Here is an 11,838-nt window from a genome sequence, read left to right as displayed (position 1 = left end):
CCCTCTCTATTGTCTTCCTAAGACCGCTTGGCCTCCGACTTAACGGACCGGTAGTTCAGCTGGTTAGAATGCCGCCCTGTCACGGCGGAGGTCGCGGGTTCGAGTCCCGTCCGGTCCGCTAGTTAAATTAACAAATCATTTAAAAGCCTGTTATCGTATGATGACAGGCTTTTTTGGTTAAAACCACCGACAAGCTTTATGGCCTGGCAAGACTTGCCAAATGGCATGAGGCAATAAGGCAATTGGGCTTTAAGTCATTCAACACAATCTCAAGGTCTCTTTCAATATCATTGTCAAACCATCTTGAATTAAATCGGTAGCCGTTTCAAAAATCCCTCAGTTGAATCATCCAGTGCTAAAATAAAAGCAATTTGAAGTCAATTCAAAGGAGTAACAGGTATTGTTTTTTTCTTGTACTGTCTAACACAGCTTTTATATGTGAAAATAATCTTGCTCCACATATTTTTAGACTCGATCTCGGGTAATCTGATTTTTTGACGCATCTGTTTTGTGCATGTCGTGTGAGTAAGTTATCAAATATGCCCAGGAGAATTTTGATGATGCTAAGTTCAAATTGAAATACAGATAAAAAAAAAGCGGGTTCCTTTTAGGAACCCGCTTTCGATTAATTTGTGTGTATGAAGATTTATGAGTTTTATTTTGAACGACCAGGATACACGTCGTTGTAAGTCGCGTTTGATTTCCCTATGGTCAATTCATCTACAAAATAAACTCGCTTTTGTACAGATGGGGTAGATTTTTTTGCCCAATCCCATTTGTAAATACCAGTTTTAAAATATGGATAAGTTGCGTCATTGTAGCAGTTAGGCATATTTTTTCGGCTTACCACTAGTTTATTGTTTTTCCATATTTCTAACACACCTGTGTTGTTCCATGCCCACTTCACGTGGATTACCCAGTCATTCCAAACCTCTTTGGTTACAGGGCCTAGGTCGATTCTTGTCATTTTAGGCTGTCCTTTGGTAATCGCATTTGCATCATTCCTCATTTCCAATACAAAACGGTCATTCAGGATGGCTAAAGCTAATGGCGGGCTCCTCCAGGCTTCGCCTTTTTCCAAATCTGGTTTGGAATTAAATTGCGCAATAATTTCTGGAATTGGATCTTTGGTCCATGCTTTTGGAAAGTAATTTGAAAACCCATACCAGCCTTCCTGCTCTTTCCCGGGTTGCTGGCCAAGCTCTGTACGGTAGCCTAATTTCGAATCATTTTTTCTCAATTCAAATCTCAAGGAGCCGTTGCCAGCACGTTTTTTTTCTGTGCTAATGTTTGCGGACCATGATTGCGTAATACTTCTTTCATACCAGCTACCTAGGGAGCTGTTGAAATTGTAATAGTTAACAGCAGCATTACTAACATTTGAAGGTTTTTCAATCGTTACTGGTGGTGTAACTGATCCAGAGGTTGATTTGCGTCCTGGGAAAACGTTATTATATCCTGCGTTACCATTGGCTACAGTAACTTCATCAACATAGTATACTCGCTTTTGCACCGATGGGGTTGATTTTTTTGCCCAATCCCATTTGTAAATTCCGATTTTGAAATATGGATAGGTCGCGTCATTGTAGCAGTTAGGCAGATTTTTTCTGCTGACTACCAATTTGTTGTTTTTCCATATCTCTAAGACACCGGTATTATCCCAGGCCCATTTTGCATGTACAACCCAATCGTTCCATACTTCTTTTTCAACTGGACCCAGATCAATTCTGGTCATTTTTAATTCACCAGTTGTAATTCGTCTGGCATCATTCCTCATCTCTAATACAAAACGGTCGTTCAGAATGGCTAAAGCCAATGGTGGGCTTCTCCATTTTTCGCCTTTGTCTAAGTCTGGTTTTGCGTGAAATTGTGCAATGATCTCAGGGATTGGATCCGAGATGAATTCTTTAGGAAAATAATTCGAGAAGCCATACCATGCCTCTTTCTTTACCACACCTGGTTGTTGCGCTATTTCAGCACGATAGCCATGTTTTGAATCATTTCTTCTTAGTTCAAATCTTACTGAGCCTTTGCCAGCTCGAGTGATCTGATTGTTAATGTTTGCCGACCAAGATGCGGAGATGCTTTCTTCATACCATTTTCCTATTTGAGTATTGAAGTCATTGTAGCTAATGATGCCACTTGAGAGGTTGTTAGTTGCGCTAACTGCACTTGAATCTGTAACTGGTTCCAGGTTTGTAAACTCAAGTTCTTCAGATTCTGATTTTTGACAGCTTTGAATACCGAATGCGAAGAAAAGTGCTAAGAGTAAAATAAGCTTTGGTTTTAGTGTTTTTGTTTTCGTTAAATTTCTCATTTAATTCAGGAGTTTTTTCCAAAACTAAATAAAAAATTTAGTACATATCTAATAATTATTAGGATTGTTTCTTTTTTTATTTTGTAAGACTCTGTTTTTATTACTGATGAATCCTTTTTATTCTATGGAATACTACTGTAAATAATAAGTAAAAATACGTTTTCGTTATCTGTAGGTGGTTTTTAGTTTTGTATGCTACTTCCACTACCAATGTTTAAGTATTCTTGTATAGAATCGATTAAACTTTGGGAAGCAACGCTTTCAATTGCATGTAAAGGTGTGAGTTCGCCACTAAAAAAGTTTGAGATCTTTGCATTCAACTCTTTTTCATCATAAATGACATGTATATATTTCAGTTTTTCTAATACTTTTGCTGTGGCAAGCTGATGATCGTTACGATGCTCGCCCAAGGCAGCGGACCTGGGTAATATGATCGTTGGTTTATTATTTTGTAGTGCTAAAATGATGGTTCCCATACCTGCATGGCTAATAATAAGATCGGCACGTGAGAAATTCTCATTAAAATCCAGTGGTTTCATTGTCGCAACCGACTTCATGTTTTTAACTTTATATTTGGAGTGATTGACCTGAGCAATAATTTCCACGTCTTTGAGTGATGGTGCAATTTCATCCATACATTTAACAAGGCGGTCAAAAGGCGCTTGTGTTCCTGTTATAACAAATATCATGATAATACATTTCCCTTATAATATATCTTATTAGTTGCCAGGTTTGACCATTGTGTGTAAACTCTATCGGCGAAGTACCTGGCAATTTTTCCGCTCAATGATAGTTGTTCCGCGTTTGCAATGCTGTCAATCCAAATGGTTTTAGCCCCAATCAACCGACCGGCAATAATACCCATCAGTCCTGGTGCAGCACCTGTTGTGATAATAGCTTTAGGCCGTTGCCTAAAAACGACCCATGCAACATGGAAAAAGCAATGGATTAATTTAAATTTAGTACCCTTGTTGGCATCGGGTACTCTGTAATAGGTGTAATCTTTAAGTGTAGCACTGATATCTGGGTTGGTAGACATAAAAGATAACTCCTGGCCCTTAAACGCGGGTGTTAATCTTAAAAGCTGTACCCAATGGCCACCTTCTGACGCAATTGCTAAAATTTTCATGGTAGTGATTTTAAAAGTTTGCTAATCTATATGGGGCGTTAATTTTCTATATATATTTTATTTCTATACTTAATTATTTTAGCTGGTACACCACCAACTACTGCAAAAGGAGGCACATCCTTCGTTACCACTGCGCCTGCTGCAATAATAGCACCCTTGCCAATGATTAGTCCGGGCATAACTATGGCATTTCTTCCAATCCATACGTCATCCGCAATAATCACTGGTGATGATTTAGTCGAACCTTGTAGCTTAATGGGAACGATAGCGGAGTCAAAATGGTGGGTTACACTTAATATGGCAACCCTTTGTGCAATCAGGACATAATTGCCTATAATAGCAGATTGTATATAGACGTCTTCATTAATTTGGCTATGGCTGCCAATGATTAAGACGTCCCTGAGACCGAACTTAAAACCTGATTCGATCGTAGTATGGGCACCAATAGTGAAAAGCCTTTTTAATACACCAATTCTTAGTGCATTAAACACTTTTCCCATAGGAAAATAGCTTGACGGCAGGTTTTTTAGGAGCAGATAGTAGGTAACCAGAAAAAGCTTTTTCATAAGACTTCGTTATATATATGTAATACTGAGTTGGCAACCTGATCGGCGCCTAATCCCATTTGATCCAGTTTATGCCTACCATTTGATTTCCGATCTTCAACTGGTAACAATAATATTTTTTTTATGGGTTTGAGGAGTGCAGCAGGCTCAAAGGAATTGATTACATAGCAATTCTGTACATCATGAAGTAAGTCGGCAATGTCGCCTACATTTGTACTAACAATTGGCCTGTTGCAAGCCATTGCTTCTTTTATAATCTGGGGTGATCCTTCTACTAAGGAAGTCATCACTAACACATCGAGACTTTGAAGGTGGAGTAATACCTCATCTCTGGTTAAGTTGTGAAATTCAATGATACGAATATTAAAGGTTTTACGAAGCTCCCTGGTAATTTCATCAAAGAGTTTGAAGTTTTTTTCATTTCTCGTTTTGTTCCCTGGAAATCCAATAATCAATTCCTTGTCTACTGTATGGTTGCCTTTCTCCCGAAAAAAATTCAGGTCAATTCCGCAAGGTAATTTCACTAACTTTTTTTGGTATTTATGTAATAAATTCACCATATCATCATTAAGAACAATGATTTTGGTTGTATTCTTTAAAATAGACAGGGTGATGGTTTTCTGGGCCAGGTGGTTGATTGCTCCTTTTTTTCTGTACAATTCGCCGCTGTGTAATGTGATAATTACTGGGAGTTTTGGTTGATAAAATAGAAGAAATAACGCCGATAAGCCATAATGGATATGAACCAAGTCATAGTTTCCATTTTTAAGCATGTTCCTAATGTTACCGATGCTTTTTAAATAATTCCATTTCTTAGCGCGGCCATTGATAAAGTATATTTCTACTTCAACCCCGTTATGGCTTGCTATGGCTTCTATTTGTTCCTTAACGTGTATACCAAAATAGATGTAGTCCTCAACCGGATACATATTTGTAATATATAGTACTTTCATGCTTTTAGGATTTTTGAAAGCCTAATAAAAAGTTTTTGATTTCCCAGTAGGCGAGGTATGTCAATGCCTGTAGCTTGGTTTCCGCGTAGCCCAGTTCATTCATGGCATTCATTACTGCCTTGTATTTTTCCTTAAAGGTGAATGCGGAGGTAACAACGATTGTTGATATCGTCCATTTAAGTTTGTCGAAGGGTTCCGTTTGGTCAGCCAGGTTGTATTTTATGAAGTAACTATTCACCCATTTTACATGGTTTACATTAGATTTCAATTTCCTGATCACGACATTTTTATCGTTGTTGACCGATGAGATGTTATCGCCGCTAATACGCCAGTAAACTATTCCCGGGATGGTTACGATTCCATTGTCTTTACCAAATTTGATCCATGTGGCATCATCAGAACACCATGCCATGTCATTGTTTTTAAAACCTTTTTTGTCTATATAGACTGTTTTTCTGAATATATATTCAACTACAGAACTATTAAGCTGAAACTTAATTCTCTTAAAAAAAAAATCTGAAACAGACAGTTTCTCGGGAAATGGCGAGCATTTTTTGAAAATCTCACCTGCTGCATTTATGAAATTAATGTTGATATGAAATAAGTCCGCGCAAGGCTCACTTTGGAGACCATTGTAAAAATTCTGAACACAGGTGTTTCCCATCACATCATCATCAGAGAATAACCAAATCCATTCTTCATCTCCTGTAAGGTCTATGCAACGCTCCCAATGTGCCACAAGATCCTTGCCGCCAAGGTTCTCAGGAAATCGCTTGTAAATGATATTGATTTTGCCGTGGTAGGCCGTAATCAGTTTGCCCAGGTCGTCCGGACTAGCATCGTCGCCAATATATAGGTTAAATAATTTACAGGTCTGTTGTGCAATGGAATCTAGCGCATCTTTAAGGTAGCGGCCCTTAAATGCTGGTATCACCAGCGCGAGTTTAATTTTATCAACCATGCTAAACTTTCATTAACGTTGTGGATTGCTTTTGTTCTTTTAATACTTGCAGACTATAAAGCACAAACACATTAGTAAGAATGAAGCTAATCGAGAAAATAGAATCTGAAGTCAGGCAAGTAGCTAATAGATTAAACAAATAGTATTTCAGGTATTGGTATTCTGGTGGAACCTGCATGCGCAAACCTCTGTAGAATATGATGACGTATGCAATAATAGGAAGGATTCCGAACATTGCATACATGCCAACAATCCCTACATCTGTAAGAAAGTAACCATAGTTATCTTCGAGAATTGTTATAAACTTGCCATAATTGGATTTCAAGTTTGGATAACCATTACCAAATATCCTGCTTAGCAAATTAGGGGAGAAGTCGTTCACGAAGTATTCGCTTGCCAGGATTCTTATATTCTGGTTACCTTGCTGCACGTTGTCCCGTTGTGATTCAATGATTCCTCTTGATATGGGATTGTTTGAATTGAGCGTTCCATAAATGGCTGCTCCTGCTAAAATCATAACCAGCACTTTCTTTCCAACCGAGACAGTTCTAAGCAGATGAAATATAGTAATAAGCAATAGTATTGCAATACTCTGTTTAGTCACCTGTAGTACCGTGACAACGATGCCACATAGGATAAAAAGCGCAAAAACCCAGCGGTATTTAATTTTGTCCATTACCTTGTTTAAAGCGATGTAATAAGCAAGTAAAAACACACCTGCACCTGGAAATAGAATTCGTATTACCCCCCTGTCTTCGGCAAATTCTTCTCTGAAGCCAAAATAAACAACATGGCTATGCGTGTATTGGTACATGAATAGCAGGATGTACACCCAGCCATAGAAAAAGGTGATTTTTTCCAGTTTCGCTATGGGGAATCTAATGTGCAACAGATAGAAAAAGACTATCCATAGCAAATAGGGTATGGTACTCGTGAAATAGGTTAAATCTTGTTTCCAGGATATCTGGGCTAAAAAAATTGACAGTAGTACTGAGACGCTAATCAGTTGTACGGGTAATACGAAACCATTGCCAACTTTAAAAGAACGTGGAATGGACAACATGATCGCTCCTAACATGTATGCGTAACAAATATTTTTGAGCATCGAAGTTGTCACGAACCTGGCAAAGAAAAAATTTAAGGAAAGAATGACGAGCAGGAAGATCATAATTCCTTGAAGGCGTTGTTTGTGTTCAGTCACCATCATAAGTTTGTATTCTTTGGCATAGTTAATATTGTCGCGTTATCAAACTTTCCAGATAGACCCTGGCTATACATGGCGTAGAATAGGTTGAATAAAAGCTTGTTGTTGGATTTTGAAAATAAAATATAGGCTGCAGACCTGAAAATGTCGTTAACCAGAAATAAAAAAAGGGGCATGTTCATCCCATTATGCTGCATAATCGTCCACAACCAATTTCGCTTACTGATGAACAACAGCGGATTTATTTTTGATAATTCCTCATATTTTTCTCTCTTGTCATAGTAAAATTGGGATATCGTTCTTTTCTGTTTTTCGTAACTCTTACTCGAAAAGGTTATGGTGTTTGGTTCATTAAGTACTGGCTTCCTACGTGTCTTATGATAGATCAGGGCATTCTTCACCAGGTATATAGGAAAACCGGCTTTAACTATTCTGATTGAATATTCCATGTCTTCCTGAAAGATGTAATAATTGGGATGTGGAAAGTTTATTTCAGTTATAATTTCTCTCTTAATAAACAGCCCGATAAAAGATGCAAAGGATATTTCAACCAGATTGCCTTCTGTTTGGAAGATTTTGTCATTAGTATGAACCTGCAATGGAAATTTTATCTTATCAAAATTTATATATCCCCTGTGCATATGGTCTACCTTGTCCCCCTCTATAACGACCGGTGCAAGTACAATTTTATTATCTGTCAGCAGCTCACTCTCTTTAAGCAGGTTCTCCAGGCAATCCGATTCTGGAAAGGCATCATCATCCATCATCCAGATCCATTCAGACTGGTGTTCGTAAGCCTTCTCAAATCCTTTTTTAAATCCGCCAGAGCCGCCAAGGTTTTTGTTTGTAGTAATAACCTCCAGGTCTGGTTGTGTGTTTAACCATTCTTCAGTACCATCTGTGCTGGCATTATTCACTACAATAATATGATCAACTGGTACCGTCTGACTTCTTATACATTTTATGCACTCTTTCAATAGGTCAATACGATTAAACGTAAGGACCGTTGCTACAGTTTTTTTCATTTCGGTAAACTATTTGTGATTAACACTAAGGCGCAGGCCAGTATTTTAATTTTAAGGCCTGGTAATGTTTTTTATATACTGATAATTTGAAATATTGTACATCAATAGGATTGATATCTTTGCGCCTTAAGACCAAAAACATGGTAATAGCAATGACAAGCTCTGTCAGAACCCAATTGAATGAGGTGGCGAGGTATCCCCATTTTTTTATCGTTAATAGATTTAAAAAAATACTTATAGCAGCTCCACAGGCAGTTATTCTAAAAAAAACCTTATCCATCTTCAGGTTTAGCATAATCTGGATACCCATGAGGTTGCTGAAACAAATAATTAGTGGTAGAAACATTAATATATACAACACCGGTATCGCAGGATAGAATTTATCTCCGTAAAAAAGATTTATAAGGTAAGGTCCCAATAAGAAGATTGCCAGTACGGCAGCACCAGTTAACATCAGCACAATTGGTAATAATTTTTGCACCATTTTTATTCCAGCTTCCTTACTCACTCCAAAAGACTGGCCTATATAAGGATATAGCGCTTGGGATAAAGGAGTAGTTAGAATGGTTTGAATGATGATGATTAGTTTCTGGCCTGCGGAAAAATAGCCCACCTGAGTAGGGTTTTGGTAAAGCCCCAGGATAAATACGTTTGTAGTTGTAAATAGATTCACCACCACTAATGAAAAAAATATCATGCGTTCTGTCCACAATAATTTCAATGTGGTTAGAATTGGAACTTTTACAAATTTCAATTGATACGTCTTAAAAGCCCAGGCAAATGAGGCCAGGGAAACTGCAATCTGAATGCATCCTATAATTAAAGGTTGCAACACATAATCCTCTTTTCGTTTTACTAATAGCAGGATAAAAACCGTAAACAGCAACTTTGTGATTAAATTGAAAACAGCAACTTTAGGCATATCCTGCATCGCAAGAAACAACCAGTTTTGTGTAAATAATGTGCTGAAACATATTAAAAACGAAAAAATCATCAGCAAAGATTCCACCTTAAACTGTGGTATGGTATAAAGCAGCCAGGCGAATATGATTCCAGATAATAATAATAAGATTAACTGAATATAAAACACTTCACTAAAAACCTGGTTGCGGTTCTCCACATTAAAGGGGTCTCTGGCTATCTTTCTGGTTGCGGAGAGATCAAATCCATAGCCAATCAGCAGAACAAAGTAACCGATAAAAGAGGCTGCAAAATTGATCGATCCAAATTTGTCGGGCCCGATAATTCTTGAAATCACCGGAACAGAAAGCAAAGGCAATACATTATTAGCAATTTGGACTACCGATAGCGATAAGACGTTTCGGGTCAAATTTTTCTTTTCTACATTCATAATGCTGCTGGAGTTGTGAACTTAAGCGGGCACAAAGCGATTGGAAAAATTGCTAAATAAAAAGTTTAAAGGTTTTTTCTTAGCTCCCTGGTTATAGTAGCTATAATCGTAGTTGTAGCCATAGCCATACTTAATTTTACTGATGCCATTGAAAATGAACATCATGTTGCTCAGTTGCTGCTGCTCATATAAGTCTTTTATGAAAGCTAATTCTGCTTTCTCGGTATAACCCTGTCTGATAATATATAGGGTAACGTCACTCATTTTAGAAAGTGTAAAACTGTCGGATACCAAGTGTACTGGCGGACTGTCGATAATGACATCATCAAAAGTTTCCCGCAGGTTGGAGAACAGATTCTGCAGACAGTCGTCCTCTAACAGTTCTGATGGGTTTCCCACGGGTGTGCCGCTACAGATAACATGTAAGTTGGGTATGGAATGGTGTTTAATCACGATGTTACTATCTGTTGCATTACCCATTAAATAATCGCTCAGACCAGCCTCGCCCTTGGCTATACCCAGTGTTGCCGCGATCTTTGGTTTTCGCATATCTGCCTCAATAATGAGTGTTTTCCGGCCCGCCAGTGCTAACGCTACGGCAAGGTTACTGCTCACAAAACTTTTACCTTCTCCAGAAATACTTGATGTAACCAGGGTTATCCGGCCACTTATTTTTCGCTTATAAAGATGATGGAGTCGCGATCGCAGGGCCCTGAGTTGTTCGCTCATGGCGCTTGAATTTGACTGGCTTATTGCTAATTGCTGTTTTTCCTCAGAAAGCTCTAACTGACCCACGATAGGAACCTTTAGGTCTCCTTTTATTTCATTTAAATTAACGATACTGTCCTTTACCTTGCTGCGGGCAAAAACTAAACCTGCCGGAATTCCTAAGCCCAGAATGAAAGCACCAGCATAGGTTGCCAGTTTCATTAAACCTCCGGTAGGTACAGCATAAGCTTTGTCGATGATCTGCTCGTCAGACAAGGTAGTGGCGTAACTCACAGACACCTCCTCCTTTTTTTGCAGCAGATAAGTATATAAATTTTCTTTACTCGCTTGCTGTCTTTTAATGCTAATATATTGGCGTTCCTGAGTTGGGATGTTTTTTATAGAGGATTCAAATCGTGAGTTATAGCTCTGTAATTTATTTCGGGTACTATATAAAGAGGATTTAATATTCCGCACATTGTCTCTGATTGCCGATCTGGTGCTTTGAATCTGCATCTTAATAGGCTCAAAATCTGGATTAGTTTCCGGGGTGGTCGCCAATAACCTGTCATGTTGTAGTTGCAGCTGCGTGAGCTTCTCAATTAAACTGCTTAAGGCGGGATCCACAATGCCCAAAGTAGCAGGAACTCTGCCTGTGTTTTGGTTGGCATTAATGTAATCTTCAATCCCCTCAATAACACTGATTTGTACGTTGACTTCATTAAGGCTTTTATCATTGGCCTGCATGTTTTCCAGGCTGATTTTTGAGTCTGCGCTGATATCAGTTATTCCACGACTACTTTTAAAGCCCTCAATTCCCTTTTCGGCCTCTGTAAGTTCTTCTGAAAGTGCTGCAAGCCTTTGGTCAATAAAGCTGATCGTACTTTTAGTCTCCTCATTCTTTTGTGCCTTTGCCGCTTCATTATAGCTGAGGATGAGCTGATTGATGACGTCTACCCCCCGTTGTGGGTGCTGATCTTTAATGCTGATCACAACCGCTGTCGAAAGCTTATTAAGCAGACTGACGTCAATCCTTTTTTGATAAAGTACCGCAGTTTGCTGGGGATTGTTTACCTGAATGTGAATAGGAGCACCTGCATATTGATCGATATTGCTATTCGGACTTAACTTCCAGGTTCCAAATTTATTTCTGAACGTTTTATCAAAAGAGTATTCCTGTTCACTATCCTCACTTGTCGATAATAAAAAGGTATTTTGGTCTTTTATCGTAATGTTAAGTTCCTCGGGGACGAAGTTTTTATTTGCTTGTAAAAGCGTGAACTTAACCGGAGTAGTATTGTATAAATCTTCCTTGCGAAGTTTATCTTCCATGGTATATACAACAGCTAAGTCGAGGTCGTTCACGACCCTGGAAATTAGGGCGTTAGATTTTAGAATTTCGATCTCATTCTCAATGATTTTGGTTGAGTTGGAGAGGTTTAATTCCTTGAGCGCTGACTGTTGGTCAGGTGATTTTTTCTCATCCTGGATCAAAAGTGTGGCCTTTATCTCATAGCTTTGATTTTGAGCCCGAACATATAAATAGGCTAATCCCATTGATACCAGTAATGTGATCAGAAACAGGGGCCAGTAGTATAAATAGCGGTTGATATGTAAATTCATA

The 11,838-nt window shown here is 38.4% G+C and carries 9 protein-coding genes, 1 tRNA gene and 1 pseudogene; 1 reads left to right on the top strand and 10 read right to left on the bottom strand.

The window, feature by feature from the left end; translation table 11 throughout:
* Positions 1 to 44: 44 nt before the first annotated feature.
* Positions 45 to 118, top strand: a tRNA-Asp gene (locus tag ACR2F3_RS15115).
* Between the two features lie 537 nt (positions 119 to 655).
* Here ACR2F3_RS15115 and ACR2F3_RS15110 read toward each other — a convergent pair.
* The 10 genes and pseudogenes from ACR2F3_RS15110 to ACR2F3_RS15065 all read right to left on the bottom strand — a co-directional run bounded on the left by ACR2F3_RS15110 (position 656) and on the right by ACR2F3_RS15065 (position 11,837).
* Complete coding sequence (locus ACR2F3_RS15110; protein WP_432710817.1) at positions 656 to 2,317, bottom strand: polysaccharide lyase; 1,662 nt, start codon at positions 2,315 to 2,317, stop codon at positions 656 to 658.
* A 182-nt stretch (positions 2,318 to 2,499) separates the two neighbouring features.
* Positions 2,500 to 3,006, bottom strand: coding sequence for a glycosyltransferase (locus ACR2F3_RS15105; RefSeq protein WP_432710816.1), 507 nt, complete (start codon positions 3,004 to 3,006; stop codon positions 2,500 to 2,502).
* Positions 3,003 to 3,446 carry an oligosaccharide biosynthesis protein Alg14 gene (locus tag ACR2F3_RS15100; protein WP_432710815.1) on the bottom strand — a complete coding sequence of 148 codons (444 nt, stop codon included), beginning with the start codon at positions 3,444 to 3,446 and terminating at the stop codon, positions 3,003 to 3,005. The genes ACR2F3_RS15105 and ACR2F3_RS15100 overlap by 4 nt, the downstream gene beginning before the upstream one ends.
* Before the next feature lie 62 nt (positions 3,447 to 3,508).
* A pseudogene (locus ACR2F3_RS15095) lies at positions 3,509 to 3,664 on the bottom strand (DapH/DapD/GlmU-related protein); the annotation flags it as partial.
* A 344-nt stretch (positions 3,665 to 4,008) separates the two neighbouring features.
* Positions 4,009 to 4,965, bottom strand: a complete 957-nt coding sequence (locus tag ACR2F3_RS15090; RefSeq protein WP_432710814.1) for a glycosyltransferase family 4 protein — start codon at positions 4,963 to 4,965, stop codon at positions 4,009 to 4,011.
* 4 nt (positions 4,966 to 4,969) lie between these two features.
* The gene (locus tag ACR2F3_RS15085) at positions 4,970 to 5,926 is read right to left on the bottom strand and encodes a glycosyltransferase family 2 protein (RefSeq protein WP_432710813.1); all 957 of its coding nucleotides are present in this window, start codon (positions 5,924 to 5,926) and stop codon (positions 4,970 to 4,972) included.
* Between the two features lies 1 nt (position 5,927).
* Complete coding sequence (locus ACR2F3_RS15080; RefSeq protein ID WP_432710812.1) at positions 5,928 to 7,133, bottom strand: hypothetical protein; 1,206 nt, start codon at positions 7,131 to 7,133, stop codon at positions 5,928 to 5,930.
* The gene (locus ACR2F3_RS15075; protein ID WP_432710811.1) at positions 7,130 to 8,155 is read right to left on the bottom strand and encodes a glycosyltransferase; all 1,026 of its coding nucleotides are present in this window, start codon (positions 8,153 to 8,155) and stop codon (positions 7,130 to 7,132) included. The genes ACR2F3_RS15080 and ACR2F3_RS15075 overlap by 4 nt, the downstream gene beginning before the upstream one ends.
* Before the next feature lie 25 nt (positions 8,156 to 8,180).
* Positions 8,181 to 9,506 carry a flippase gene (locus ACR2F3_RS15070; protein ID WP_432710810.1) on the bottom strand — a complete coding sequence of 442 codons (1,326 nt, stop codon included), beginning with the start codon at positions 9,504 to 9,506 and terminating at the stop codon, positions 8,181 to 8,183.
* A gap of 21 nt (positions 9,507 to 9,527) precedes the next feature.
* Positions 9,528 to 11,837, bottom strand: coding sequence for a GumC family protein (locus tag ACR2F3_RS15065; RefSeq protein WP_432710809.1), 2,310 nt, complete (start codon positions 11,835 to 11,837; stop codon positions 9,528 to 9,530).
* Position 11,838 lies beyond the last annotated feature (1 nt).

Origin of the sequence: Pedobacter sp., from assembly GCF_045627485.1 — a bacterium.
GTDB lineage: Bacteria > Bacteroidota > Bacteroidia > Sphingobacteriales > Sphingobacteriaceae > Pedobacter.
Note: the sequence above shows the minus strand (reverse complement) of the source record. Positions and strands in the feature narration are given on the sequence as shown.